This is a genomic window from Mesorhizobium sp. CNPSo 4684 (assembly GCF_057784315.1).
In genome coordinates, this window is record NZ_JBWLUX010000012.1 from 27,391 (window position 1) to 53,850 (window position 26,460).

The following is a 26,460-nucleotide window of genomic DNA, read 5'->3' on the forward strand; positions in this document are numbered from 1 at the left end:
AGCTCAACATCGTCCGAAGAGGCGAGACGACTTGCATGAATCCGTATTCGCCCCGCAGCGAGTGCCCGTTACGGCCTCACAGCAACGTGACCGCTGCCGGAATGTCAGGTTTTGGAGGCCGAAGCGATTCGATCGGCTACATAGTCAAGTGAGAAAACCCCTGCGCCACGCGTAAGCACCAGCAGCAACAACGAGGCCCACAGCAAATGCTCGGCCCAGTTCTCCGGGAAAACGAAGATCTGGATCACTGAAACAACGCCGAGCAGCATCAGTGCACCGAGGCGCGAGAACAGCCCCAGGAAAAGCAGCACCGCCCCGGTGATCTCTGCCGCTGTCGCCAGCGGCGCCGCGATCGACGGATCGATAAGCGGCAGATTGTATTCGCTGGCGAACAGCTGCAGCGTCACCGGCCAGGACGCAAGCTTCGATTGTGCAGACTGCCAGAAGACATGCGCAATCGCGACTCGAGCCGCGAGCTGGACCAGCGAAAACGGGATCCGCTCCGGCAACTTGATCACTCGTCGGTAAAGACCAACAAGGCCGGCAGGGCGAGGCGTGGAATATTCCGGTATCGCAGTCATGATCGTCTCCTTCAGTTTGAGAGAGGGTGCACCGGGACGCGCACCTCGGTGACGAGCCTGTCGCGAAACAGACGCACAAGCGCTGAAACCAGGTCGAACGCCGGGTCGAGCGCCAAGGCGCGGCCAGTGGCATGCTCAAGGCCGAAGCCGTGCTTCAGCGAATGCCAGAAGGCGAAGCTCGCGCGGTCGAGCAGAAAAAGCCGCACGTAGTTCCCCGATCGCCACAGCGCCACCCGTTCGGGGCGCCTTGTCCAGGTGATTTTTTCGGCCGCCGTCTCCCGTTGATGCTCCATCCATACCGAGAGGATCGACCAGTGCGAGACCAGCAGTCGAAGTGAGGGCTGGAGCAGGATATCGGGCGACAGCCCAAGGTCGGTGCTGTCGTATTCTGCGAGACTGCGGGCCGGCAGCGAAGCTGTATCGAGCGCTTCGGCAATGGCCCATTCGAGCCGCGCCGTCTCGGCGACGATCGGCATGTCGGACAGGGTGTCGATGGTCTTCAGGAAGCGAGGGAAGCCCACGCCATAACGCGCCAGGCGTGACTCCGCCGGCGGATGCCGTCGAATGAACTCGCTCGCCACAAAGCGGAAGAAACGTTCGTCGACCAAGCGAGCCGTAACGGGGAAGACCGCCATCAGCACGGCAGTCAGCGAACTGCGCGTGTTGTTCTGGTAGATGCGCAGGCGAGCCATTGGGTCGGCCTTGCCGGCGGTCAGCATTTTTGCGTCGATCGGTGGTTCCATGGCCAGCACCGAGCGCGCCACGATAGTCTGCAGATGTTCAAGCGGCAGCATGATATCCTCCCTCGATTGTCGGCAAGGCCATGTGCATGGCCGGTTTGGCTCTGGCAGCGGCAAATGCCGCAAGCACAGGCATGCTGGTTCGGGTGTTTTCGAAAGTCGGCAGGCTGGATACCGGCAGGACTATAGTCGGGGCGGTCTGCCTTGCGGCCTGCTTGCGGCTGAACATGATCGAAGCGGAGAGCATGTCTGCCCACATAGCCTCGCCGAGCAACACGTCGAGAACTGGAACATCGGTATCCCATTCGATCAGCGTAGGGCGCGGCCCGAGATGGCTGATGGCATGGTGATAGAGCCCCCAGACAACTGGCGGCACACGAGAGCCGTGATCGTCGATCAGCACGGTGTCGGCCCCGACCTGGTTGGTCGCGTGACCGGCAAGGTGGATCTCCCCGATGGCATCGGCGGGCAAAGCGTCGATAAAGGTCTTTGCGTCGTATTGTAGATTGTGCGCCGAAACCTGAACGTTGTTGACGTCCAGAAGCAGGCCGCAGCCAGTTTGCACCACCAGCTCGGCCAGAAATTCAGCTTCATTCATGGAGGAATCCGCAAACGCGACATAGGCGGACAGGTTCTCGATCAGCACACTTCGCTTCAACGTATCCTGGACGGTCGCTACGTTGCGCGCCACGATCGCCAGCGCCGCTTCGTCATAGCGAAGCGGCAGCAGGTCGTTGAGATAGGCGCCGTCGGCAACGCTCCAGGCAAGATGCTCCGAAACGAGATCAGGTTGGAACCGCTCGCAGACCTTGCGCAGCCTTTCCAGATGATCGCGGTCCACGCCTTGTGCGCTGCCCAGAGACAGGCCGACGCCGTGCACCGACAGCGGATATATCTGGCGCAGCCGTTCAAGCGCCTCGACGGCGGCGCCGTCGCCCATATAGTTCTCGGCATGCACCTCGAGCCAGCCGGCGGAGGGTCTGCGGGTCAGCATCTCGCTGATGTGAGGAGAGCGCAGACCGATGCCAGCGGATGCCGGGATCGTGAGGGGCTGAAATGCACGGGACATCGGTCTGCTCCCTTCCAAAGGGGGTTGGCTTGAAGTCTGGGTCGGTCAGGCGTTCGGCTTGTCGCTGCCGCCGGTGATCTTGGCGCAGCTGCCGGCTGGCACGTAGAGCCAGGAATCCGGCTGGTTGTCGGCGGTCGAGGTGCCGGCGCATGAGTGCGTCGCAGTCTGGCAGTCGTTCTGGCCGGCCTTGACGACGCCATAGCACTTCTCGAACGAGAAGTTGGGCTGCGCGGCGGGGCCGCTATAGGCTGCAGTTGCAGCAAGCGAGGTGGCTGCCGCGAGGGCGGATCCGATGAGGGTCTTGGTGTTGATCACGGTCGTTTCTCCTGGTTGCGTTTCGAGGGAAGACTGACCTGGCGGCCTGTCTGCAAGCAGTGTCGTCGAACGCGCGGTGAAGCTGAAATGCTGTCTCGGCATGGATTTGATACGCCGTCACTATGTTGAGGCGGATAACGAGCAAAAGCCCTCCGGCGGGGAACGGAGGGCTTTGGCGCCTACACTTCGTGAGCGGAGCGAAGCACGCGCGGCCAGGCGGAGGGAGGCGCCTAGACGTATCGATTTTTGCTGTCGACGACCGAGCTTTCGCTCAACGTTTGATGGTCGGCGAGAAGCCAGTCCTCGGCTCGCTGCCGTCCGCGGTCACGCATATCGGTCAATTCGCCCCAGTCGGTCCAAGGCCTTGTAAACAGCGCAGCACTTGTTCTGTGATGGCTGTCGAAGATGGTATCGACAGATGCACAGTTCATGGCATTTGTGGCAAGGCGGCGAGCCGCACAAGGCGTCATGCACCCGGAGGATTTGCCCCTGACAATCAGCCAACGCCCAGCCTCGATCGACGGCACCGGCGGCACGGCAGAAAATTCGCCTTCGCCCCAATACGGATCGCCATCGATTTCCACGGCCGGGAACAGAAATGGAACTGTCGCCCCGGCCAGAATGGCGTCAATAGACAATTGATCGCCGGAGAAGATCGTCACGGTGTCGGTGCGCGCATTCGAAGCCAGAATGTTGAGCTCCAACCGGCAGCTGTTTTTGTGCAACTCGGCGATGTCGATCGAATGTTCCAGGATCGATCTCAGCGGATTGCCCGTAGCGACTGCAGACATCGATGCGTGGCTGACGCGCCGCCAGAAATTGGTGAGCGCCGTCCTTGCGCCACGCCGGCCGCCCAGAGTCAGTCCGTAGGCAAGAACCGCTGCCTCCATGCCTCCGAAACCCGACGCGGTGATTGTGCGGAAGGAAAGGCAAGGTTCATCCAGCAAGCGATCGAGCACGCCCCAGACAAATGCGCCGTGAGCGTCGCTTGCCAGGGTAATGTCGATCAGCTGGCGGTCTTCAATCACCGGTCTTGCACCGGCAATGAAAGCCCGGTCGGTTGCGGCCTGGATTTCCATCTTTTGGGTCTCCTCCCAACAACGCCAGTCAAGGCGTTTGATGGAGACACTGCTGCATGATCCGCCATTGGCGAAATGCCAAGGTGGCATGAACTCCATAGGTAGATTGCATTGGCTGCAATCCCTTGCGCGGCGCCATGGTTTGCCAGGCGAGGATCCCGCGATCCCGCTTTGGAACTGGCGCTACGCCGGTCGCCGGCAGGCCTGCACCGACCGTTCCGGGCCACACAGGGATGATGTCACGATGGCGAGCGGTCTGCTCGCCACCTCTTTTGGTGGCCAGCTGCTGCGCAAAACAAGCTGTCCGCAGCGCCAGCCATCAAGGGCATCATGACGGACCGCTATCGACTTCATAGCCGCAGTGCATTGGCGCCAAAGCGAGCCTTGCGGCAGTCTCCGAAGCGCGAGCAACCTCGTGCAATTGGGGATAAATCGGCATGGACATTCACCACATCCGCTACTTCCTGGCCGTGTGCGAGACACGAAACTTCACGCGCGCAGGCGAAAAGTGCAACGTCACTCAGCCGGCTCTTTCTCGCGCCATCCAGCAACTCGAGGAAGAGGTCGGAGGGTTGCTGTTTCGCCGCGAACGAAGCTTGACTCACCTGACCGATCTGGGTGTGCTGCTCCGCCCCCGTTTTCAGCAGATCCTCGACGAACTGACTGGAGTGCGGCAGGAGGCATCGAGGTTCCTGTGCCTGGAAAACGCCAACCTTAAGGTCGGCGTCATGTGCACGATCGGGCCCCGTCGCTTCACCGGCCTGCTGACCGAGTTCAACCGGCGGCAGCAGGGGATCCAGCTGCAACTGGTTGAGGGCGTGCCGGCATCGCTCTCCCAACTTCTAGAGTCCGGCGAGATCGACGTCGCCATAATGGCGTCAAGCGACAGCTTTCCGGACCGCTTCGACGTCACACCGCTTTATCGCGAGCGCTTTGTCCTCGCCTTTCCAAACGGCCACCGGCTGGCCCGCAATGACAATGTAGCTATCTCCGAACTCGATGGCGAAAATTATCTCAGACGTCTCAATTGCGAGTATCGCGATCACCTCGCCGGCCTGTGCACGGATCGCGGCGTGAAGCTCAGGATCTCCTACGCCAGCGAACGCGAGGACTGGATCCAGAATATGGTCTCCGGAGGGCTAGGCATCTGCTTCATCCCCGAATTCAGTGCGGTGATCCCGGGGCTGCAGGTCCGTCCCGTGATTGATCCTGAGGTCTGGCGGGAAGTATCCCTGGTTGTCGTTGCGGGGCGCAGGTTCTCGCCTGCGGCATCGGCTTTCGTAAACAGCGTCAAGGCGCATGGCTGGCCTGAGAGCGCAATCGTCCAGGCCATCCAAAAGACCGCTGCCTGAAGCAAATCAAAGAATTAGGGGATCGCACGGGACGGTTGCCGCGTGTGGTCCTGATGCAGTTGCCGTGCTCTACCATAGTTTTCAGGTATCGATTTGAGAGCCAGTCAGCATTTCTCTTTTCGGATCGCTCCGGTCACTCTCCCCGTCATGCCCCGCCTCCCGCGTTTGGGCACCGACAAAGGAGAAATACAAGATGGCTATCAAGAAACTCACCCTTGCATTTGCGGCAGGTCTGCTTTCGGCAACCGCTGCATTGTCCTCTGCTCCGGCCTTCGCCGGCGACTGCCCTGCCGGCCAGGCCGCAACGACCGATATCCAGGAACATCCCAGCAAACCGGTTGGCGTCGTCGACACGGTTCTCTCGGCCATCGATCTCAGCAGCAAGGGCGAGGCCTGGAAAGGCAATATGCTGCGTCTTCGCAAGCTCGTCGTTCAGCCAGGCGGCGTCGTGCCGTGGCATGAGCACAATCTGCGCCCGGCCAACATCCTCATCGTCGAAGGCTCGATCACCGAATACAGCAGCACCTGTAAGGTGGGCATCGAGCACCCGGCTGGTGATGTGACCGCCGAGTTCGGCCAGCTCGCCCATTGGTGGAAGAACAACGGCAAGGTGCCCGCGGTGCTCTATTCCGCCGACGTCTTGCCGCCCGCGATGCCCGACGACCACATGATGTAATCTGAACGTTTCGACGGACAGTTCCCACACTCAGCAACCGAATGCGCGTCCTCAGGTAATCGCCTGGGGACGTCCGGCAACGGAGCCTCGTCATGACAACCAGTGAAGAGACAGAAATGACGCCGCTGCACAACGTGGCCGCAGATAGTTGGCGCTTTGGCCTTGTTGCGCTGATCGCATTTCTTACGCTTGTCGATCTGTTCGCCACCCAGGCAATACTGCCGTCACTGGTGATAAAATTCGGCGTCAGCCGTGCAACCATGGGCTTCGCCGTCAACGCCAGCACGTTCGGCATGGCGGTTGCAGGTATCGCTGTTGCCCTCTTCGGGCGCGGCATCGATCGCCGCAACGGCATCTGGATCAGCTTGGCCATATTGGCGATCCCGACAACACTGCTTTCGCAGACCGACAGCATAGTCGTCTTTGCCCTCCTGCGCGTTGCGCAAGGCCTGTGCATGTCGACCGCGTTCACGCTGACGATGGCCTACCTGGCCGAACATTTCTCCGCACGGCAGACGACCAGTGCGCTCGCCGCCTATGTAACGGGCAATGTCGCCAGTAATTTCTTCGGACGACTGATGTCGGCCGCCGTCGCCGATACATTCGGCATCTCCACCAACTTTCTGACCTTCGCGGCTCTCAATTTGTCTGGCGCGGCGCTTGTCTGGTTCACGCTACAAAAGGCTTCGGCAGCGATGCGCGTCGATACGGTCGGTCAATCTGCCCGCGCATCGTGGAAAGGCCCGCTGGAGAATGCCGAACTACGTGCTTGTTTCGCGATCGGCTTCCTGATCCTTTTCGCCTTCATAGGCACCTTCACCTATGTCAATTTCCAGCTTGTCGCCCCGCCGCTGTCGCTGTCACCGATGGCGCTCGGACTGATCTATTTCGTCTTCCTGCCATCGATGCTGACCACGCCCCTCGCCGGACGTGTCACGGCCGGCCTTGGCCCACGGATAGGCATTGGCGCAACGCTCGCGATGGCAATCGTTGGGTTGTTGCTGTTGCTCACAACCAGCCTGCCGATCGTCCTTGCAGGGATGGCGCTGGTCGCCATGGGAACCTTCCTGGCGCAAGCGATAGCAACGGGACACGTCAGCCGGACCGCCTCGCGCGATCGCACCGCCGCGAGCGGCATCTACCTGGCCTCCTACTATGGGGGTGGGCTCGCCGGCAGCTTCGTCATCGGACAGATTTACGACCGGATCGGGTGGACGGCATGCGTGGCCGTGCTCGCCGCCTTCCTTGCCGGCGCCATCGCGGTGGCGCGCGTGCTGCAACCTCCAAAGACGTGACACCCAACACCGAAAAATGACCATTCAACAAAGGAGACTGACATGACCAACTACCTCAAGACCATGATTGCCGGAGCCGCCATACTGATAGCTGCTGTCATCCCAGCCGCCGCTTCTGACGGCGTCGTCACAGTGAAGAGCGACTATTCCATCACTGAAACCGTCGCCCGCATCAAGAAGGATGTCCTCAAGAAAGGCATCAAGTTCTTCGGCGTCATCGACCAGGCAAAGCTGGGCAACAATGCCGGAAACGATGTCAGGCCGTCGCGACTGGTGATGTTCGGCAACCCGGCCCTCGGGACAACCTTCATCACATCCAATCCCGAAGCCGGTCTCGACTGGCCGGTGCGCGTGCTGGTCTATCAGACTGCGGATGGCGCGGTTTACGCCGCCTATAGCGACTTCGACTGGATCGCCAAGCGTCATGGCATCACCGACCGCGCCGCGCAGTTCAAGATGGCAACCGAGGTCATCCAGTCGGTGACCTCGACAATCAGGAAGAACTGAGCGTGGACATGTGCCGGAGATCCATCACTCTGGCATGGGAAAGAACGTGTTTGCGCGCAGGGCTATTCAGCGGCGGACAACGCCTTTGCACGCTCGCCGAACCACTTCTTCTGCGTGGCCTCGCGCACGAGTGCGCCAACCGCCGGCGAATGCCTGCGGCCGCGCACCGTGACGAGATTGACCTCGCGCCAGAATTCCGGATCGGTGATCGGCAACGGCACCACTCCGGGATGCTTGGCGGTATGCTCGGGCATGAATCCGAAACCAAGCCCGGCGGCGATCATCGCGAGTGTCCAATCGTCGCGATCGCTCCAGTAAACGGGACTGACGGTGACGCCCTGCTCGGAAAGAATGGCGTCAGCATAACCGGCAAACTCGCAATTGTTGCGGTGGATGTAGGTCTCATTGCTCATATCCGTCACCCGCACGCTGCGCTGGTTGGCCAGCCGATGGTTCAGATGAACGGCCATCACCATCTGCTCCTGAAACAGCGGCAAGGAGTGAACCTCCTCATCGGGCACATTTGACGGCAACGCGTAAATTGCTGCCTCGAGATCTCCTCCGAGCAGTCGTTTGCGCAAGCTCACTGCATCGGCATCGCAAAGATGAAGCTCCACGCCCGGATGGTGTGTGCGCACGGACGAGATGAGTTCGATGATTTCGTCCGGAGCAATCGTGCTCATTATGCCGACCCGGAGAGGCGTCTTCTTCAGGTGCACATATTGCTCGGCGATCTGCTTTGCCTGCCTGGAGTTCTCGAAAACGCCTTCGAGATAGGTCTCGACCATGCGACCGAGTTCCGTCAGGTGAGTGAAGCGCCGTTCACGGTGAAAAAGCGCGCCGCCGAACTCGTCTTCGAGCAGCTTGATCGCGCGCGACAGTGCCGGCTGCGTAACGTTGCACTGCTCGGCCGCCCTGGTGAAATTCAGTTCCTTGGCGACGGCCAAGAAATACCTGACCTGGCTGATCTCCACTGCACGCTCCCTCAACAGGCGTGCATACGGCACGGCCCCGTTGCCGGTTGATCTTACTAGTTGCCCCGACGTCAAACAACCCGATCCGGCGATTGATATCCCCAGCCGACCGATTGACGATCTGACCGTGGGCTATCGAATCCATGTCTCAACGGCATTTCCGCTGCCTCCAGCCGCGCGCCATACTTGGCCCAGAAGTCGAGACTAGCCGTTTACAGGCCATTTCGGCCCCGGCCTCAACCGAAGGAAACAATGATGTTCAGAGGAAAGACGGCACTGATCACAGGCTCGACCAGTGGCATCGGCCAAGGCATTGCCGAAGCCTTCGCCGCGAAGGGCTGCAACATTGTGCTGAACGGCTTCGGCGATCTCGGTGAGATCGAGTTGCTGAGGGCCAAGCTTGCCGCGGACCATGGTGTGACCGTTCGCTACGACGGCGCGGACATGAGCAAGGGCAGCGCGATCACCGCCATGATGGACAAGGCAATCGCCGAGTTCGGCGCTGTAGACATCCTCGTCAACAATGCCGGCATCCAGCATGTCGCACCGATTGACGACTTTCCGATCGAAAAATTCGAGGCGGTCGTGGCGATCGATTTGATGTCGTCGTTTTACACGATCCGGCGCGCGCTGCAGGCCATGAAAGAACGCAAATGGGGTCGCATCATCAATGTTGCATCTGCCCACGCGCTCGTCGCTTCGCCGTATAAATCCGCTTATGTCGCTGCCAAGCACGGGGTCGCCGGTCTGACCAAAACGGTCGCGCTTGAAGTCGCTGAGCAAGGCATTACCGTCAATGCCGTTTGCCCAGGATACGTCCTCACCCCATTGGTCGAGAAGCAGATACCCGACACGGCCAAGGCGCGCGGGATCACGGAAGAACAGGTGATCAAGGACGTGCTCCTGGCAGCCCAGCCAACCAAACAGTTCGTGACTGTAGCCGAGGTGGCGGCGCTCTGCCTGTTCCTGGCCTCAGAGGATGCGGCTTCGATCACCGGGGCGATCATTCCGATCGAAGGCGGCTGGACCGCCCATTGAATCCGGCAACGAGGAGCTGAACAACCATGAACAAGATCACCAGAAATCCTTCGGCGTCGGAACCTGTGCAAGCGGCCGCGAGTGTGGCCGGTGGCTCGGTCCAGCGACAGACCGTGCTGGTCCTGCAGGGCGGCGGCGCGCTGGGCGCGTATCAGGCCGGCGTCTACCAGGCGATGGTCGAAGGCGGTATCGAGCCGGACTGGGTGATTGGCACCTCGATCGGCGCCATCAACGCCGCGCTCATTGCCGGAAACGAACCACAAGACCGCTTGCCAAGACTGCGCGAATTCTGGGATGGCGTCGGCCGCAGCAGTCCGCTCGACGAATTCTTCCGGATGATGGTTCCAAGCAATATTTTTGCCAATATGGGCACGGTGATACGTGGCATACCGGGATTCTTCGAGCCCAACCCAAGCGCAATGTTCGGGGTCAATCGCGAAGTGGGTGTGGAGAATGCCTCCTACTACACCACCGATCCGCTGAAGCGGACGCTAAACAACCTTATCGACTTCGATTGCCTCAACCGCCGTTACACGCGGCTGACAGTCGGCGCTGTCAACGTCAACACCAGCGAACTCAAATATTTCGATAGCAGCCTGATGCCGTTGTCGGTGGCCCATATCATGGCGTCGGGCGCCTTGCCGCCGGCCTTCCCTGCGGTCTGCATCGACGGCGAGCCCTACTGGGATGGCGGCATCTATTCGAACACGCCCATCGAGGTCGTGCTGGACGAGCGTCCTCGGCGCGACGCGCTGATCTTTGCCGTCAACATGTGGCAACCTCGCGCCACTGAGCCGAAATCGATCTGGCAGGTCATGGGCCGGCAAAAGGACCTTCAATACGCCAGCCGAGGCCGGAGCCATGTTGCCAGGCAGGAGCAACTGCACCGTCTGCGGCACGTCGTGCGTGAAATGGGAAGGCTGGTTCCCGACGAGCGGCGTGAGGATCCGATGTTCAAGGAACTTGCTTCCTATGGCTGCCCTTCGGTCATGCACCTTGTGCGGCTGCTTTCGCCACGCCTCGATGGCGAGGACCACACCAAGGACATCGACTTCACCCGCGCCGGCATCCGCATGCGCTGGCAGGCCGGATACGAGCACGGCCAGCGCGTCCTCTCGGAGAAGCCGTGGGAATGCGACGTCGACATGCTGCAGGGCATCGTCATCCACGAATCGCAAGAGTGAGTTGTTCCAGCAGCGAGCCCGAGCAAGACGGAGACTACCGATGCAGATCATCACTCCTGGGATGCGGCTGGTTCCGGAAGCCGTGCTCGCCAACGACGCCGCGCTTTTCCGCACGATACCGGAGACGCCATCTCATGCCGACAGTTCACGGCATCGCGTAGTCATCGTGGGCGGAGGTGCCGGTGGACTCGAGTTGGCAACACGGCTCGGCAGGAAATTCGGCAAGCGGCGGCTTTCCATAACGCTTGTCGATCGCAATCGCACACATGTCTGGAAGCCACTTCTGCACGAGGTGGCCTCCGGTACGTTGAATCCGTCGAGCGATGCGGTGGAATACATCGCCCATGCCAGCAGGCACCACTATCGCTACCGGATCGGCGAAGTCGTCGGCATTGACCGCGCCAGGCGCCAGGTTTTTGTGGCGCCGAGCTTCGACGACGACGGCAGACGGATCATTCCGCCGCGGGTGTTGGGCTACGACACCCTGGTGCTGGCCGTGGGCAGCGTCAGCAACGATTTCGGCACGCCTGGGGTGGCACGTCACGCCATTGCGCTCGACACGACCGGTCAAGCCTCCCGTTTCAACAAGCGCATGATCGACGCCTGCCTGCGTGCGAACGCGCAATACGAGAAGCTTTCGCCGGGCCAGCTCCATTGCATCATCGTTGGCGCCGGGGCGACCGGCGTTGAACTGGCCGCGGAGTTGCACAAGTCGATGCGAGAAATCGCCTCGCACAATCTCGACAACATCGATTTCGAAAGGCTGACCCGCATCACCATCGTCGAGGCAGGACCGCGCATCCTGCCGGCTTTGCCGGAACACCTTGCGCGCTCTTCCGCACGCCGGCTTGTTGATCTCGGCATCCAGATCCGATGCGGCATAAAGGTAACCGAAGTGACAGAAGACGGTATCAGGCTTGGCGAGAAGCTGTTCGTGCCAGCTGAACTCGTCGTATGGTCCGCGGGGATAAAGGCACCGGATTTTTTGAAGCAACTCGACGGCCTCGAAACGGATCGCATCAACCGCCTGGTCGTGGAGGAGACGCTGCGGGCAAAGGGGGACGAAAACGTGTTTGCGATCGGCGACTGCGCGAATTGTGTGTTGCCCGGCAGCGAAGATCCCTTGCCGCCGCGCGCCCAGACGGCCCATCAGCAGGCCGATCATATGGTCAAGGTGATTGCGGCACGCCTCGAAGGGCAGGCGGCGCCCGCGTTCCGTTACCGCGACTACGGTTCTCTCGTTTCACTGGCAGACTACGGCACCTTCGGCAGCCTGATCGGCGGACTGAAGGTCGAGGGTTTGCTTGCCCGGTTGATGTATCGCTCGCTCCACAAGATGCATCTCAAGACGGTGCACGGGGCCTTCAAGACCGTGCTGGACACGGCAATCGGTTTCCTGTCACGCCGCGCCAGGCCGCGAGTCAAACTGCATTGAGTTTCGCGATTTGCGACCTTCGCCTCAAATATCAGGCATGCTGTAACGATTTGACGGGAAATGCCGAATTGAAGATGAACCTGCGCGGCTTCGATGCACGCAAGGCATCGACTCCATGCAGGAAAAGCATGGCCGTGTTCACAGGGCTTCAATGATAGGCTGTTTGGAAATTGCGAAGGTTCAGACATGGCCGCCGACGAACAGCCAATGACATTTGAACAGTCTGTTCAGGCTGCCATAGAACTCGATGCACCTCTCAACGAGCGGCTGGCGGTGATCGCGAGCGCAGTGCGCCGACTGAACTCGGATTTCGCCGACGCGGTTGACCGGCTGGTAGCGCGCCTCAGGGAACAGGGAGCTGGCGCAAGTGCACCCGCCCCCGGCGATGTCATGCCCGCATTTCTGCTGCCTGATGACGAAGGCAGGCTCGTGAGCCTATCTGAAATCCTTAGCCACGGGCCGGCCGTCATAACCTTTCAACGCGGACATTGGTGTCCCTATTGCCGCTTGAATGCGATCGGCATCGTCGAAGCCCAACAGGAGATTACGACGCTGCGCGGCCAGGTCGTGGTCATCATGCCCGAGCGGCGCAAATTCGCAAAGGCAATGAAGGCCTCGGTTGGTGCTCAGTTTCCTTTCCTGACGGACATGGACAATGGCTACGCTTTGTCCCTCAACCTGGCGATCTGGGTGGGAGCCGAGATGGAGCGGTTGATGGGCCTCGGCCTCGATCTGCCGAACTATCAGGGCAACAGGAGCTGGTTCCTGCCGATCCCTGCTACTTTCGTCGTTGGAACTGATGGCATCATCACAGATCGGTTCGTCGATCCCGACTATCGTCGGCGGATGGACATCGACGACTTGATCGCGGCGCTCAGGCGGGCTCGCTGACGCCAAATGTCGACCAGTCGGTTGATCGCAGGAGGTTGAGGAGCGTCATGGCCACCTGCGAGCGATGCCGGCCGGCGACTGCGTAGACGGCGACGATCCGAGAAACATCAAGATCACGCAGCTTGAGTCTGCGGACGTTGGGCGAGCGAGGTGCAGTCATCGAGACAAAGCCAACGCCTGCATTGGCTTCCAGCAGCGCCAGCAGATCCTGGTCGGTTTCAACCTCATGTGTGGTGCGAGGCGTAATTCCTTTGGCCGAGAGACCGCGCGACAGATCTTCGCTCGTTTCCCAGTCGATCCGACTAAGCACGGGTTCAAGGGCTAACTGGCTCAGCGCTACATCCGCTTCGTTTCGGCGGGCGAGAGGGTGATCGGAGTTCACGACGAGCTCGATCCCCTCCTGGAAAAGCGGCCAGGTGTCGAGCCGATCCCAAGCCTGTCCCAGCGGACCGGCAACCGCCAGTTCGACCTCGCCGTTCTTCAGGGCCTCGATGACAGCGGTCGGGGAACCGCGACTGATCTTGAGATGCACCCCAGGGTAGGCTCGGAAAAGCTCGGTGAAGGGGGAGACCAGCAGCGCTATGTTGACGCTGTTGGAAATGGTTACGTTGAGTGGGGCGACGTCACTGCTTTGCACGGCCTTTGCGAGAGACTTTGCGGAGGTCGCAGCATCGTAACATTGTTGCAGCAGGGGCAGCATGCGCCGGCCAAGCTCGGTCAGATGGGAATGCTGGCGCTCGCGGCGAAGCAACTCACCGCCCAACTCGTCTTCGAGGGTCTTGATTGCACGCGTCAGGGCCGGCTGCGTGACATTGCACTCTTCCGCTGCCCTAGTGAAATTAAGCGTGTTGGACAGGGCCAGAAAATAGCGGACCTGCTGCATCTCCATGAATTTTCGCCCCCTCAGCGAAATGATCTATCAGCGATGGTGCATATTCGAAGATTAACGCAATAAATCGTTTTCAGCAAAGTGGCCTGCACCCGCCTTCTGCCAGCACGAAGACCGCCGCGTGCCCCGCTTTCTTGCAGTCTACACTATGAAGCCCCAAGACCTAGCCCGCTTTCGGAGCCTGCCTGCGCCCGAGCAGAACGCGAATGATGCCGTCGCTTACAGCAGTGGAAGGACTGGCAGGAGAGAAATGCCGCATTTTTTCCCGATCGTGGCGGCATGGTCGGCAGGACGCGTTTACCAAGGAAGGCATCGCCGACGCCGTGGACCCTTTCTGCGGCTACATTGTCGTTGAGGTCGATACCATCGATGCTGCCGTCTGCCTGTTCGACAACCACCCGCATTTCACTGTCTTCCCGGGAGAAAGCGTGGGCATCACCGTCCCGGCAGAGTCCCGCGCGAGCTTGATGCCATCGGCGTCTCCCTGCTCGGTGTCAGCTTACCCACTCCTCGGCCCCAGGACCGGACAGGCAGTAATCGGCTCAGAGCCGGGAACGCTTGGCTGCGCCAGCAGCTGGTGGCGGTCGCTTCATTCGATCCGTAGGCCTGCGCGGTCGCGCCGGCGTGGTGTCGGCTACAATAAGGGCACCACGCTGACCCGGGGACATCCGCTTGTCGGCAACTTCGTCTCCAAGTTGCCGATCTGCTAACGGCCCAAAAAGAAACGTCTGAGCCAAGCTGGCTCGACTGCCATCGGTCCCCCTTTCGAACCCCTGCAGATTTGCGCTCGTGAGCGGTAGGCCAGGATCCCACAAGTTATAACTTAAGAGTGCTGTTTATCTCCGTTGACCCCGACTGGGATATGTCTGAGGGGCGCTTGATCTTTCGGACTTACGCACGTCCGAACCACAATGCATACTTGCTTGGCACGGTCACGCATGCGACTGCGCCTCAAAGACCGCAACGATCTTATGCGACTTGGTAACGGCCTGTTCAGCGCCAATGGCTAAACAAGCAATATGACGCCGCGCAGCACACGTATTCTGGGCAAATCGTTAGTCGTGACCGCAATCGCAGTCGTCGCGACCTTCGGTCTGTCGTTTACGGCGAGAGTTGCGCTGCAAATGCCGATCGACTGGCTGAGTTGGGTGGAATGTGCCTTGATCCCCATTCTGATCGGATTGCCGGTCAGTGCCTATATCTTCAATCAGTCCGAAACGATCCAGGATACATGTGACAGGTTGGAAAAGTCGCATACGGCCTTGAAAGAGGCCCACGACAGGCTGACGTTCGTCACGAGCCACGATCAGATGACGGGGCTCCTCAGTCGCGGTGAATTCATCGCAAGGATGGACCGAAGGCGCGATGAAGGAGAATACGACACGCTCCTCCTGATCGATCCGGATCACTTCTCCTCAGTCAATGACGAGCACGGGCATTCCAAGGGTGACGAGACTTTGCTTCGGATTGCAAAGGCGCTCATCTACACGACACGCCCCGGCGACTCGATTGGCCGCCTTGGTGGCCAAGAGTTCGGGGTCTTACTGCGAGACGTGCGCAAAGAACGCGCGATTACAATCGCGGAGAACATTCGTCGGCATATCGAGGGATTTCCCTGGATCAAAGGGCAACAGAACGGCGTGAAGGTTACTGTCAGCATCGGTGGTGCGGAGATCTCTCGCGACGGAGATCCTCAGGATGTCCTACGCGCTGCCGGGCGTTGCCTTTTTGACGCGAAACAACGTGGGCGGAACCGTGTTTCCTTCGACCATCAGTCATTCAGGTCGCAAGGTTTGGTGAGCGAAGCACGCAGCAGGTAGCACCCAACGAGCAGCGCCTGGCAGGCCGAAGCGATAGGCATGCGGGTTATGGCGCGCCCATGCAAAGGGTGGGACGACGTGACGTCCACGGCGGCCGAGCTCGGCAAGAAAGGGCTTCGCGGTCGGCGGATGGTCCGGGAAGCCGTGCAAGACGATCGTCGGTTGACCATCGGGATCACCACCCTGCAGCGCGTGAAAGGTGCCGTGTGGCAGGTCGAAGGTGACGTGTTCGAACTCCATGTGTGTCTTCTCAAACCAGCATCGACTGCTGGGCCGAGATACCCGCCGTCGCGCCCTGCCATGATGCCGTGGTGACCGAGGGCATTCCGGGGTTGGCGAGGTCGCCGGCGGCGTAGATGCCAGGTATGCTGGTTTCGCGGCGCTCGTCGACTTTGAGGGCGATGCCGGTCGGCGTATTGACCGTGGCGAGACCCAGTGATTCATGCAGGCTTGCGGACGGCTTGTTGCGCGGATGCGCGAACAGGATGTCGACTGCGACATCCGGGGCGCTATCGAGTTTGATGGTGGCATTGTGGGGCCCGTGACGGGCGACCCCGGCGATCCGGCCATCAATGACAGGTATGTTGCGGCGCGCCAGATCGGCCCGGATATCGGGTGCAATGTCGTGACCATCGGCGAAGACCGTCAACCTGTCGGTCCAATCGTGGAACAGCCTGACCTGATTCATCGACTGCGGGCCGGACCAGACGAGACCCCAATGCTGGCCAGCGACTTCAAAGCCATCGCAATAGGGGCAGGGCACGATGGATGTGCCCCAGCTTTCGGCAAAGCCGGGAACAGCAGGCATCTGATCGACAACGCCATAGCTCAGGATCAGGCGGCGCGCCCCGAGGCTCTCGCCATCGCCAGTGAGGACGGAGAAATTGTCGATGGTGCCGGAGATGCTGTCGGCCCGGGCATTGACCAGCTTGACCGTGGGATAACGCGTCAGTTGCTGCCGCGCCTCGGCCAGGATGTCCAGCGGCGGCTTGTGATCGTGGCCGAGCAAGCCATGCGAGTGGCCGGCGAAGCGATTGCGCGGCACGCCGGTATCGAGAACTGTGACCTTGCGGCGGGCACGGCCGAGCTGGAGGGCGGCGGCGAGACCGGCAAAGCTGCCGCCGATGATGATAACGTCATCCATGGTGATGGGCTCCGTGTTGCGGATGGAGGGGTTTGGGTTGGGCGGGGCGCGAAATAGCGTCCAGCGATACGCGCTCGACACGTGCGCCGAGCAGGGCTCCGGCCTCGACGAGACAGTCGCCCCTCAATGTGTTGACCGGTCCGACGATGCCGCATTCGATATCGCCGGGCGGCCTCGGGAAGCTTGATTTGGAGGACAGGGGAGAAATCCAATCTTTGGCTTGCATATTTCCGATACTGCGTGGTATCGTAACTCACGAATAACGATACTGTCAAGGACTGGAATTGTCGTGAGCGAAAATAGTCAAGCCCGGCGCGGCCGGCCCGCCAACGAGGCGCTTGGCCAGACGATAGTCGACGCCGCGTGCGGACTCTTTGTGGAATTGGGTTTTCAAGCGACGACATTGGACAAGGTCGCCCAGCGAGCGAAGATATCCAAGCTCAGCATCTATCGGCACTTCGAGAACAAGGAGGCGCTGTTCAGCGCGGCCATCGCGGCCGGCTGCCATCAGTTGTTTGCACCACAGGCCCTTCTTGAAGGCGTCGACGGTTCGGCCGAAGATCAGCTCATGGCGGCGGGATCATTACTGCTTCGCACGCTGTTGAGATCAGACGTCCGCAGTGTCGAAGCCATGGTCATGGCCGACAAGACGAATCAAAACTCGTTAAGCAAGCTCCATTACGAAGCCGGCCCCGCCCATGTCATCGCTCAAATCGAGGCCCTGTTGCGTCAGTTGCACGCGAAGGCGCTTCTGAACGTGCCCGATCCTCTCCTGTCCGCCCGCTTGTTTGCCGCGCTTTTCAAAGGATCCGATCTCCTGCTCATCGCACGCTTCGATCAGGCGAGAGCAGAGGACGACAACGAAATCGAATCCTATTGCCGGTCGGCCGTCGCCATGTTCGTCGCCGCGCACGGTGGCAACGAGCACGCGGGCGAATAGCCTAGTTAGAACGGATCAGAACAAGGATATGGCATGGCAGAGCAAAATGTTTATCAGGTAGCCGACCGGAATGGCCAAAGCGGGGAGCGCTGGGTCGCTTACCAGGCCCGGCTCGATGCCATGATGGCGGTGTTCGGCCAGGCCGCGATCGAAGCCGCCGCGCCCGCCACGGGCGAACGCGTGCTGGACGTCGGCTGCGGCGCAGGGGCGTCTAGTCTGCATCTGGCCGCCCGATTGGCGTTTCTGCCCTTTGGATCGGGTGCCGATCGTCCGTTGGCGTTTCGAATCCCTTCAACTTACGCCGAGTTTCGCAATCCACTTTGCGTCCTGGTTAGCGTTCGAAAGGTTCGCCAAGCGAGGCGACGCCGTTCAGCCTGAGCAGGCGGCGGTCTGCCGAGATGACACCGAGCACGATGATCGTAACGAGATAGGGAAGGCTGGAAAGGAGTTGCGACGGCACGTCCAGACCGGTCGCCTGGGCGGCGAGGCTCATCAGCGAAACCGCGCCGAAGAGGCAGGCACCCAGGAAGATGCGGCCAGCGAGCCACGTACCGAAGACAACGAGTGCGATCGCGATCCAGCCACGTCCGGCAATCATACCGTCCGCCCAAAGGGGCGTGTACACCGCCGCCGCATAGGCGCCGGCAAAACCCGCCATCATGCCACCAAAGGCTATCGCCGCGACACGGATAGCGATGACCGGATAGCCGATGGCGTGGGCAGCCTTGGGATTCTCGCCGATTGCCCTCACGACAAGGCCGACCCTCGTATAGGCAAACATCGCCCAGATCGCGAACGTCACGGCAAGGGAAAGCCATACGACGACGTCCTGGACAAACAGCCTGCCGACTACCGGGATTTCCGAGAGGCCGGGAAAGGCAAGTTTCGGGAGCCCCTTGACCGTCAGGCTCTCGTAGCTTTTGCCGAACAGCGCCGAAAGGCCCTGGCCGAGGATGCCGATCGCAAGGCCTGTCGCGACCTGGTTTGCCCGGAATCCGAGTGCCAGCACTGCAAAGACGAGGGACAGGACGGCGCTACCGAGGCCGGCGGCAACGAAGCCCAGCAGGTGTCCACCGCCGTGGTAGACGACGATGAACGCGAGCACCGCGCCGAGGGCCATCAGGCCCTCCACGCCGAGGTTAAGGACGCCGGCGCGCTCGACCACCAGCTCGCCGAGTGCGGCAAGGAGAAAGGGGGTTGCCGCTGCTAGCATGCCTGAAATAATGAACTCGACGGCGTTCATGGCTGGCTCCGGTGATAGGGGCGGCGCCACTCGATGCGGTAGCGCACGAAGGCTACAGCGACGAGATAGGCGATCAGCAAGCTGCCTTGGAAGACGCGGACGGCGGCGATCGGCAGGTTTGCCGACACCATCGCATTGTCGCCGCCGATATAGAGGACAGCCATAAAGAGCGCGGAAAAGATGATGCCGATCGGATGCAAGCCGCCGAGATAGGCGACAATGATGGCCGCATAGCCGTAGCCGGTCGAGATCGAGCGCTGCAACTGGCCGAGCGGCCCCGCGACTTCCGCGGCGCCTGCCAGTCCCGCCACCAAGCCACCGATCAGAAGCGATAGCCAAATCGCACGCCCTTCGCTGAAGCCGGCGTAACCGGCCGCGCGCGGGGCAAGGCCGCCGACCTTGAGCTTATAACCCATGAAGCTTCGCTGCATGAAAACCCAGGCCACCAGCGAGAGCGCGAGTGTGATGAGCAGTGAAACGTTGACGCGGGTACCGGCGATCAGGGTCGGCACCACCGCGTCGCTCTGAAACATCACGGATTGTGGGAAATTGAAGCCGGCCGGGTCCTTCCAGGGGCCGAGCAGCAGGTAGTTGAGGACTTGTGCCGCAACGAGGCTCAGCATCAGGGAGACCAGGATCTCGTTCGCATTGAGCCTGACGCGCCAGAAGGCGGTGATAGATGCCCAAAGCGCACCGCCGACGGCACCGAGAAGCAGCATCAGCGGCCAGATCCACTGCCCGGTCGCCTGCGGAAACCAGACGGGGATCGCCGAGGCGAAAATAGCGCCCAGGATGAACTGGCCCTCCGCGCCGATGTTGAACACTTTTGCGCGGAAACCGATCGCCAGCCCCTGCGCGATGAGGAGAAGAGGCCCCGCCTTGAGCAGCACCTCCGCGAACGATGCCCAGGAGAGGAACGGCTCGAGAAGCATCGCGTACAGGACGACCGCCGGATCTCGGCCTATCAGCACGTAAAGGCCCAGATTGAGGATGATCGCCATGCCAAGCGCGGCAGCCGGGGCCAGCATGGCCGCGACGAGCGAGGCATGCTCCCGGCGGACGAGCGCGGGGAGAAACGTCGCGGCCCAAACGCTCATGCAGGAACCTTTTCTGGCGAGGCATGTGCTCCGATCATGTATCTGCCGATGTCTTCGGGGCGCGTATCCCGCGTGACCAGAGGCGGACTCAACATTCCATGATGCAGCACCTGGATGAAATCGCTGAGTTCGAAAAGTTCCTCGAGTTCCTCGGAAATAACGAGGATCGCCACGCCCAGGTTGCGCAACGCAATGAGCCGCCTTCTGATGGCGGATGCAGCGCCAATGTCTACGCCCCAGGTCGGCTGCGCCACGAAGAGCAGTTTTGGCGAGAGCATCATCTCGCGACCGACGATGAATTTCTGCAAGTTGCCGCCGGACAGCGAGCCCGCTTCGGCATCCGGGCTGGAGGCGCGGACGTCGTGCTGTCGGATGCATTCGCTGGTGAAAGCCGTCGCTCCGGCGCTGTTGATGAGGCCGCGCCTCACGAGATCGAAAGGATGGGCGGTAAGAACGGTGTTGAGCACGAGCGACATTTCAGGGACCGCGCCGCGTCCGAGCCGATCTTCGGGCACGAAGGCGAGCCCTAATCTCCTGCGGGCGGCCGCATCGAGTGTGCCTACGTCGCGGCCCATCATGTAGATTCGGTCGCGCTGTTCCTTCGGCAGCATCGCTTCGCCTGAGATGAGCGCGGCAAGTTCGCCTTGGCCATTACCCGATATTCCGGCGATGCCAAGGATCTCGCCTGATCGTACCGTGAGACTGATGCCGGAGAGCGGCGTGGCAAAGGGGTCATCCGGCGTGTAGTCCATGCCGATTATTTCCAGCCGCTTCTCTCCCTCGGGCATGGCCAACGCCGGCATCACATCCGGCATGTCGCGGCCGATCATCATGCGGGCGAGGTCGTGCGCATCATGGTCGCGCGGGTCGACGGTGCCGATAACGTGCCCTCCACGCAGGATGGTCGCCTGGTCGCAGATCGTGCGAATTTCCTCCAGCTTGTGGGAGATGAAGAGGATGGAGACGCCGCGGTCGCGAAGGCGCCTGAGCGTGTCGAACAGCGTCTTCACCGCCTGCGGCGGCAGCACCGAGGTCGGCTCGTCGAGAATGAGCAGCTTCGGGTCCGTCATCAGGCAGCGGATGATCTCCACCCGCTGCCGCTCGCCGACCGAGAGCGCGTGCACATCGGCGAGAGGATCTACTTCAAGGCCAAAATCTTGGCCGAGGGTGCGGATGCGCCCCGCCAGCTCCGTCTTGCCGCCGGGCACGACGAGCTGGATGTTCTCGACAACAGTCAGCGTCTCGAACAGCGAGAAATGCTGAAAGACCATGCCGATGCCCCTGCGCCGTGCCTCGGCCGGCGAGGCAAGGCTCAGAGGCTCTCCGTTCCAGACGACGGTGCCCTCGTCCGGCTGTTCGACGCCATAGATGAGTTTCATCAGCGTCGATTTGCCCGCCCCATTCTCCCCGAGGATCGCATGGATCGATTGGGGCGCCACGTCCAGATCGATGGCCTGGTTGGCCCGGATCTGGCCGTAGCTCTTCGAGATGCCGCGGAGCAACAGAAGGGGAGGGGGCATGACTTACTTCGGCAGTGGTGTGGTGACACCCTTGACGTGCCAGTCCATCGCGACGATCTCGGGATCCGCCATCGTCGCACCGGCGGCGGCGGCTTCGCTGCCGTCGGCCTTGATGATTGGACCTGTGAAGGGCGCGAAGCTGCCGTCGGCGATCTTCGCCGCCACTTCCTTGATCTTCGTCATCGTGTCGGCTGGGATATCGGAGCTCCAGTCCACGACCTCCACCACCTTTTCGGCGACACCGAGGAAGGCGTTGGCGCCCTTGAACGTTCCGGCGAGATGGGCATCCACGGAAGCCTTGAAGAAGGGCGACCAGTCCGTCGCGATGCAGCCGAGGTATTTATTCGGCGCATATTTCTTCATCGACGAATTGAGGTTGAACGCGTAGACGCCAGCCTCCTCGCAGGCCGAGATGACGGAGGGCGTGTCCTGCGCGTTCGAGAAGATCACGTCGCAGTTCTGTGCCATCAGCGCCTTGGCGGCTTCCTGTTCCTTGGCCGGATCGAACCAGGAGTTCACCCAGACGACCGATACTTCGATAGCGGGATTCACGGTCTGTGCGCCGAGCGTAAATGCGTTGATCGAGGTGATCAGCTCCGGAATGGCGAAGGCCGAGACGGAGCCGAGCTTGCCGGTCTTGGAAAGAGCTGCGGCGGCCATGCCGAGCAAGTAAGTGCCCTGGAAATACTTCGCCGCGAAGGGCGAGAAATTCGGCGCGGTCTGGAAGCCGGAGGCATGCAGCACGGTGACCCCAGGATCGCGGCGGGCGATCTGCAGTGCACCATTCTGGTAGCCGAATGAGCCGGCGATCAGGAACTTGTTACCGTCGGCGACAGTCTTGTTCATGATCCGGTCGGCGTCCGGCCCCTCGGCGATGTTCTCGATGACGGTGATCTTCACCTTGTCGCCGTATGCGGCCTTGACCGGCTCGAGGCCGGCGGCGAGCGCATGGCCCCAGCCGACATCGCCGACCGGCGACGGGAGCACGAGCGTGATACCGAGCGGCTCGTCGGCCGCGAAGGCGGGACGGCCGCCAAGCGCGCCGGCAAGCCCTGTCGCGGCAAGGCCCTTCATCAGAGTTCTGCGGGTCAGGTAGTTCAACATGTCAGTTCCCCTGTTTTAAGTTGTTAGAATTCCACTGCAGCAAGAGCGGCTTCGGCGTCTGCAGCAAGACGGGCCTCGTCCAGCCCGGTAAAGGCACCCTTCTCCCAGACGATGCGGCCGTTGATCATGGTCATGTCGGTGGGCATGCCGATGCCGACCTTGGCAATCAGGCTCAATGGATCGTGGCGCGTGCCGACATAATCCATGCGGCGGGTGTCGATCGCGAAGAGATCGGCAGCCATGCCGGACGACAGTCGGCCGATGTCCTTGCGGCCCAGAAGCGCGGCCCCGCCCGTTGTCGCATAGCCGAGGAAATCGGCCGGCGCAGGCACGGGATGCGCGCGCGTCGAGGCCGCCAGGCATTGCAGCATGTAGGCGGAATGGATGCAGTGCATGAGGTTGGAATTGTCGTTCGAGGCAGCACCGTCGCAGCCGAGACCGACGCGCAGGCCAAAGGCGGACATGGCGGGAATATCAGTCACCTCCGCACCCACCAGATAGACCGGCTCGGGGCAATGCGAAACACCGGTGCCGCTCGCCGCCATCACCCGTAGTTCGTCATGAGTCAGCTCCCAGCAATGGGCATAGAAAGTGTCTCGGCCGGCAAATCCGAGTTCCTCGAGATAGTCCACCGTGCGCATGCCATGGCGGGCCTCGATGACCGGGCTTTCGCCCTCGCCGACATGGGTGTGCATCCGCACCCCGCGATCACGCGCCAGCGAAACCGATTCCAAGAAGGTGTCGCGGTAGCAGTTGACCGGCTGGCAGGGAGCGACCACGACCTGGCGCATGCTGAAGGGACTGGTGTCGTGATAAGTGTCGATGAGGCGTGCGCAGTCGACGATGAATTCGTCCGTGGTCTCCAGCATCTCGTCTGGAATGGTCGAGCCTTCCGATTTTGGCAGCGTGTTGCCGCCGCGGCCCGCGTGGAAACGCATGCCGAGAAGGTCGGCCGCTTCGAACTGCCGGTCGATGAGCCGCTTTCCCGCGTGGCGTGGAAAATTGTACTGGTGGTCGAAGGCCGTCGTGCAACCGTGCTTGATCATCTCTGCTATCGCCGTGATCGAGGCGTGGTAGAAACAATCCTCGTTGAGCCGGCAGAAGATCGGATAGATCCGGTCGAGCCATTCGATGACTGACAGCTTCGTCCAGTCGAGTTCGGCACGGTTGCGCACAAAGCACTGAAAGAAGTGATGGTGCGTGTTGACGAGGCCGGGATAGACGAACCAGCCGTCGGCGTCCTGCACGATAGTGCCGGCCGGCAACTCGCTTCTGTGCAGGCCTTCCCCGATTGCCTCGATCTGCGGGCCATTCGTCAGCACGTCGACATTGCGCCGGACGCTCGGACCGCTGCCCTCGTCGGTGATGACCGCTGCGCAATTCTTCAGGAGATAGCCGGTCACCTCACGCCTCGTCCGGGCATGGGTCGCGGTTCGGGCTTCAACTCGTGCAGCCGGTGGATACCGGGCATCTCGATGAAGTTGTCGAGGCTGCGGAGCGCTCGCGACCAGAGCCGGATCGTGGGATACGGGTCGAGGGAAACGCCCCCGTCGGGCGCGAGCGCGACATAGGGAAAGCAGGCAATGTCGGCAATTGTCGGCAGGTCGGACGCGAGAAACCGATTGCCACGCATTTTTTGTTCGAAGAGGCTGGCTTCCAGTTCGCGTAGTGCCGCTATGCCATTGGCCTGAAGCGCACCGATGTCACCGGGGCGCAGCAGCATCTCATGCAGGCGCGCGCCGCCGAGGTTGGCGGTCAGCCTGTGCGAGAAGGAAAGCCATTGCTGGATGCGCGCCGTCTCCTCAGGGGCGCCGCTGCCGAGCCAGGCCGGTGCCGCCCTCGCGGCGAGATAGCCAAGCATGGCGGAAGACTCGGTCAGGATCAGGTCGCCGTCTTCAAGGATCGGGATGGAGCCTCCCGGATTAAGCGCCATAAGCTCGGGGCCGCGATGCTCGGCGCCGGGATGGAAGTCGACCGGACGGATTTCGAGCTTCACGCCTGACAGCGCCGCCATCAGGCGCACCTTGTAGCAACTTGGGGAGAGGACGTAGTCGTAAAGCTTCATTGTGCCACCAACTGCGCGCCGTAGGTATAATTGTGGCGTTTCAGCCAGCGGCGATAGGCGACCGAGGTCAGGTCCGCGCGCGTGGGGATTTCCATGCCGGGATCGAGCGGCAGAAGCCGCGGGATCTGGTTTTCGAGGATCGAGCGGTCTTGCAGAAAAATCGTCTGCTGGAAGTGGATGAGGTCGGTCAGTGGTGTCTCGTCATCGAACAGCGCCATCCACGGCCAGACGTCGCAGAGATCCTCGGCAAGCGGCTGGACGAATAGCGCTATGACATCCCATTCGCCCGGGCGCGGCGGGCAGGTCTTGTAGAGGACGGAGCAGGTCGGAGCCGGCACGCGGTACATGTATTCCGTCGTGATACCTCCGCTCGCGGATTTCGCCGCCTGCGGCTGGTAGAATTTCACCTGGGTCGCCCAGACCTCGTCCTCTTCCTCGCGGATCTCGACCTTGTAGTTTTCGACCTCGGTATGCGGCTCCGAGCCGAGGATGTCGGTATGGACGAAGGGGAAGTGTGCGATGTCGAGGAAGTTCTCGACGGCGCGGAGCGGCGAGCAGCGCACCCGCACCACACCGACATCGACGAAACGGCGCCCGGGCTGGTCCGCCTCGGGAATCGGAAAGACCGGTTTCTTCGGTTCGCCGAGCGACGACCAGATATGGCCATAGCGCACCGAAACCGGCAGCACGCGCCCGTTTTCGCCTGACACTTTCGCCGCGCCATTGGCGTCGAGCGCAACCTTGATCGGCCCGCCCATCAGGGTGGTCTCGCGCCCATCGCGGTCGAGCCTGCTGAAAAGCCCGACCGGATACCATTCGTCGCGCATCGCATCGTCGATCATGACACGGCCCCTCTCGCCTCGATCCGTTCGGCCATGCGCCGAAGGCTCTCGGCGGCTCGCGAGGCGGCGATGCGCTCGGACGCGCTGCAGTCGGCTGTAACAAGGACATGGATCAGCGTCTCGCCGGCTTCCTGCGGGATGGGCAGCAGGCGGATTGCCGGCGCGCCGGGCGCCTGCCAGACGAATCCTTCAACGGCGGCCTTCGTGCCGGCAGCGACAGAGAGTGCCGAACATCCGGCACGGGCCGTCAATGAACGGAGCGGGACGTAACCCTCAAAAAGGGGTGGGTTGTCGTCAGGCGCTCCATCAGCGACCCAGATGATCCCACCTGCCTCTTTGACAGACCGGGTCGCAACGCGAATCGTCTCCGGCGGCGTGAGGCTGGGATGGGCAGGAATGCGCAGACACTGACCGGCCTGCGAATAGGTCCAGCCGTGATAGATGCAGGAGAGCGCCTCGCCGCGCACGAAGCCATGGGAGAGGCGCATGCCGCGATGCGGACAGCGATCCGCCGATGCCGCCAAGCGCCCCGATTGGCTTCGCCAGAGGGCAATGGGACCGGCGGGCGTCCGCGCCGGCATTGCCTGTCCTGTCGGCAGATCCTGGGAAAGGGCGACCGGCACCCAGGTGTCCGTCTTTTCGGACAGCATGACCTTAACT

At 61.4% G+C, this 26,460-nt stretch carries 27 protein-coding genes and 2 pseudogenes; 12 read left to right on the plus strand and 17 right to left on the minus strand.

What is annotated here, in order from left to right; genetic code table 11:
* Window positions 1-104 precede the first annotated feature (104 nt).
* The 5 genes from AC04SG_RS12690 to AC04SG_RS12710 all read right to left on the minus strand — a co-directional run bounded on the left by AC04SG_RS12690 (window position 105) and on the right by AC04SG_RS12710 (window position 3,784).
* The gene (locus AC04SG_RS12690) at window positions 105-581 is read right to left on the minus strand and encodes a DoxX family protein (RefSeq protein ID WP_352558666.1); all 477 of its coding nucleotides are present in this window, start codon (window positions 579-581) and stop codon (window positions 105-107) included.
* An 11-nt stretch (window positions 582-592) separates the two neighbouring features.
* Complete coding sequence (locus AC04SG_RS12695) at window positions 593-1,345, minus strand: HvfC/BufC family peptide modification chaperone (protein ID WP_488551301.1); 753 nt, start codon at window positions 1,343-1,345, stop codon at window positions 593-595.
* Window positions 1,346-1,361: 16 nt separating this feature from the next.
* Window positions 1,362-2,390 carry an MNIO family bufferin maturase gene (bufB, locus tag AC04SG_RS12700; RefSeq protein ID WP_488551302.1) on the minus strand — a complete coding sequence of 343 codons (1,029 nt, stop codon included), beginning with the start codon at window positions 2,388-2,390 and terminating at the stop codon, window positions 1,362-1,364.
* Window positions 2,391-2,435: 45 nt separating this feature from the next.
* Window positions 2,436-2,705, minus strand: a complete 270-nt coding sequence (locus AC04SG_RS12705) for a BufA1 family periplasmic bufferin-type metallophore (RefSeq protein ID WP_488551303.1) — start codon at window positions 2,703-2,705, stop codon at window positions 2,436-2,438.
* A 230-nt stretch (window positions 2,706-2,935) separates the two neighbouring features.
* Window positions 2,936-3,784: a patatin-like phospholipase family protein gene (locus AC04SG_RS12710; RefSeq protein ID WP_488551304.1), complete on the minus strand. Its 849-nt coding sequence runs from the start codon at window positions 3,782-3,784 to the stop codon at window positions 2,936-2,938.
* Between the two features lie 437 nt (window positions 3,785-4,221).
* Between AC04SG_RS12710 and AC04SG_RS12715 the strand changes: the two genes are divergently transcribed.
* The 4 genes from AC04SG_RS12715 (at window position 4,222) to AC04SG_RS12730 (ending at window position 7,614) form a co-directional block, all read left to right on the plus strand.
* A complete protein-coding gene (locus AC04SG_RS12715) occupies window positions 4,222-5,136 on the plus strand; it encodes a LysR family transcriptional regulator (protein WP_488551305.1) in 915 nt (304 codons plus the stop codon).
* A gap of 193 nt (window positions 5,137-5,329) precedes the next feature.
* Window positions 5,330-5,812 (plus strand): cupin domain-containing protein, encoded by a 483-nt coding sequence (locus tag AC04SG_RS12720; protein WP_203279617.1) that lies wholly within the window; start codon window positions 5,330-5,332, stop codon window positions 5,810-5,812.
* A gap of 92 nt (window positions 5,813-5,904) precedes the next feature.
* The gene (locus AC04SG_RS12725) at window positions 5,905-7,107 is read left to right on the plus strand and encodes an MFS transporter (protein WP_488551306.1); all 1,203 of its coding nucleotides are present in this window, start codon (window positions 5,905-5,907) and stop codon (window positions 7,105-7,107) included.
* Between the two features lie 42 nt (window positions 7,108-7,149).
* On the plus strand, window positions 7,150-7,614 hold the full coding sequence (locus AC04SG_RS12730) for a DUF302 domain-containing protein (RefSeq protein WP_488551307.1): 465 nt from the start codon (window positions 7,150-7,152) through the stop codon (window positions 7,612-7,614).
* A 62-nt stretch (window positions 7,615-7,676) separates the two neighbouring features.
* On the opposite strand, the gene AC04SG_RS12735 is transcribed toward AC04SG_RS12730, so the two are convergent.
* Entirely contained in the window at window positions 7,677-8,588 is a 912-nt protein-coding gene (locus tag AC04SG_RS12735) for a LysR family transcriptional regulator (RefSeq protein ID WP_488551308.1), read from the minus strand.
* Window positions 8,589-8,843: 255 nt separating this feature from the next.
* Between AC04SG_RS12735 and AC04SG_RS12740 the strand changes: the two genes are divergently transcribed.
* The 4 genes from AC04SG_RS12740 (at window position 8,844) to AC04SG_RS12755 (ending at window position 13,136) form a co-directional block, all read left to right on the plus strand.
* Window positions 8,844-9,626 (plus strand): 3-hydroxybutyrate dehydrogenase, encoded by a 783-nt coding sequence (locus tag AC04SG_RS12740; RefSeq protein ID WP_488551507.1) that lies wholly within the window; start codon window positions 8,844-8,846, stop codon window positions 9,624-9,626.
* 26 nt (window positions 9,627-9,652) lie between these two features.
* Window positions 9,653-10,810 carry a patatin-like phospholipase family protein gene (locus tag AC04SG_RS12745; RefSeq protein WP_488551309.1) on the plus strand — a complete coding sequence of 386 codons (1,158 nt, stop codon included), beginning with the start codon at window positions 9,653-9,655 and terminating at the stop codon, window positions 10,808-10,810.
* 82 nt (window positions 10,811-10,892) lie between these two features.
* Window positions 10,893-12,245 carry an NAD(P)/FAD-dependent oxidoreductase gene (locus tag AC04SG_RS12750; protein WP_488551310.1) on the plus strand — a complete coding sequence of 451 codons (1,353 nt, stop codon included), beginning with the start codon at window positions 10,893-10,895 and terminating at the stop codon, window positions 12,243-12,245.
* Between the two features lie 186 nt (window positions 12,246-12,431).
* A complete protein-coding gene (locus AC04SG_RS12755) occupies window positions 12,432-13,136 on the plus strand; it encodes a peroxiredoxin-like family protein (RefSeq protein WP_488551311.1) in 705 nt (234 codons plus the stop codon).
* Here the strand turns inward: AC04SG_RS12755 and AC04SG_RS12760 are convergent.
* Entirely contained in the window at window positions 13,120-14,025 is a 906-nt protein-coding gene (locus AC04SG_RS12760) for a LysR family transcriptional regulator (RefSeq protein ID WP_488551312.1), read from the minus strand. The two genes, AC04SG_RS12755 and AC04SG_RS12760, sit on opposite strands and share 17 nt — an antisense overlap.
* A 121-nt stretch (window positions 14,026-14,146) precedes the next feature.
* Between AC04SG_RS12760 and AC04SG_RS12765 the strand changes: the two are divergent.
* Window positions 14,147-14,462 (plus strand): annotated as a pseudogene (locus AC04SG_RS12765) (hypothetical protein); the annotation flags it as partial.
* A gap of 582 nt (window positions 14,463-15,044) precedes the next feature.
* Complete coding sequence (locus AC04SG_RS12770; protein ID WP_488551313.1) at window positions 15,045-15,845, plus strand: GGDEF domain-containing protein; 801 nt, start codon at window positions 15,045-15,047, stop codon at window positions 15,843-15,845.
* Here AC04SG_RS12770 and AC04SG_RS12775 read toward each other — a convergent pair.
* Both AC04SG_RS12775 and AC04SG_RS12780 read right to left on the minus strand, forming a co-directional pair.
* Window positions 15,801-16,085: a hypothetical protein gene (locus AC04SG_RS12775; protein ID WP_488551314.1), complete on the minus strand. Its 285-nt coding sequence runs from the start codon at window positions 16,083-16,085 to the stop codon at window positions 15,801-15,803. The two genes, AC04SG_RS12770 and AC04SG_RS12775, sit on opposite strands and share 45 nt — an antisense overlap.
* A gap of 10 nt (window positions 16,086-16,095) precedes the next feature.
* Window positions 16,096-16,989: an NAD(P)/FAD-dependent oxidoreductase gene (locus AC04SG_RS12780; RefSeq protein ID WP_488551315.1), complete on the minus strand. Its 894-nt coding sequence runs from the start codon at window positions 16,987-16,989 to the stop codon at window positions 16,096-16,098.
* A 289-nt stretch (window positions 16,990-17,278) separates the two neighbouring features.
* On the opposite strand from AC04SG_RS12780, the gene AC04SG_RS12785 reads away from it, so the two are divergent.
* Both AC04SG_RS12785 and AC04SG_RS12790 read left to right on the plus strand, forming a co-directional pair.
* A complete protein-coding gene (locus AC04SG_RS12785) occupies window positions 17,279-17,929 on the plus strand; it encodes a TetR/AcrR family transcriptional regulator (RefSeq protein ID WP_488551316.1) in 651 nt (216 codons plus the stop codon).
* 33 nt (window positions 17,930-17,962) lie between these two features.
* Window positions 17,963-18,166 (plus strand): annotated as a pseudogene (locus AC04SG_RS12790) (SAM-dependent methyltransferase); the annotation flags it as partial.
* A 94-nt stretch (window positions 18,167-18,260) separates the two neighbouring features.
* Here AC04SG_RS12790 and AC04SG_RS12795 read toward each other — a convergent pair.
* From AC04SG_RS12795 to AC04SG_RS12830, 8 genes are read right to left on the minus strand one after another with little or no spacing between them, the layout of a single operon-like run.
* The gene (locus tag AC04SG_RS12795) at window positions 18,261-19,172 is read right to left on the minus strand and encodes an ABC transporter permease (protein WP_488551317.1); all 912 of its coding nucleotides are present in this window, start codon (window positions 19,170-19,172) and stop codon (window positions 18,261-18,263) included.
* Complete coding sequence (locus AC04SG_RS12800; RefSeq protein WP_488551318.1) at window positions 19,169-20,269, minus strand: ABC transporter permease; 1,101 nt, start codon at window positions 20,267-20,269, stop codon at window positions 19,169-19,171. Before AC04SG_RS12800 ends, AC04SG_RS12795 begins: the two co-directional genes overlap by 4 nt.
* Window positions 20,266-21,789, minus strand: coding sequence for an ABC transporter ATP-binding protein (locus tag AC04SG_RS12805; protein ID WP_488551319.1), 1,524 nt, complete (start codon window positions 21,787-21,789; stop codon window positions 20,266-20,268). Before AC04SG_RS12805 ends, AC04SG_RS12800 begins: the two co-directional genes overlap by 4 nt.
* 3 nt (window positions 21,790-21,792) lie before the next feature.
* A complete protein-coding gene (locus AC04SG_RS12810; RefSeq protein WP_488551508.1) occupies window positions 21,793-22,890 on the minus strand; it encodes a BMP family ABC transporter substrate-binding protein in 1,098 nt (365 codons plus the stop codon).
* A 26-nt stretch (window positions 22,891-22,916) separates the two neighbouring features.
* Window positions 22,917-24,296, minus strand: a complete 1,380-nt coding sequence (locus tag AC04SG_RS12815) for an amidohydrolase (RefSeq protein WP_488551320.1) — start codon at window positions 24,294-24,296, stop codon at window positions 22,917-22,919.
* Window positions 24,293-24,958: a glutathione S-transferase family protein gene (locus tag AC04SG_RS12820; RefSeq protein ID WP_488551321.1), complete on the minus strand. Its 666-nt coding sequence runs from the start codon at window positions 24,956-24,958 to the stop codon at window positions 24,293-24,295. The genes AC04SG_RS12815 and AC04SG_RS12820 overlap by 4 nt, the downstream gene beginning before the upstream one ends.
* On the minus strand, window positions 24,955-25,800 hold the full coding sequence (locus tag AC04SG_RS12825; RefSeq protein ID WP_488551322.1) for an aromatic ring-hydroxylating dioxygenase subunit alpha: 846 nt from the start codon (window positions 25,798-25,800) through the stop codon (window positions 24,955-24,957). The genes AC04SG_RS12820 and AC04SG_RS12825 overlap by 4 nt, the downstream gene beginning before the upstream one ends.
* On the minus strand, window positions 25,797-26,450 hold the full coding sequence (locus AC04SG_RS12830; RefSeq protein WP_488551509.1) for a Rieske 2Fe-2S domain-containing protein: 654 nt from the start codon (window positions 26,448-26,450) through the stop codon (window positions 25,797-25,799). Before AC04SG_RS12830 ends, AC04SG_RS12825 begins: the two co-directional genes overlap by 4 nt.
* Between the last annotated feature and the right edge of the window lie 10 nt (window positions 26,451-26,460).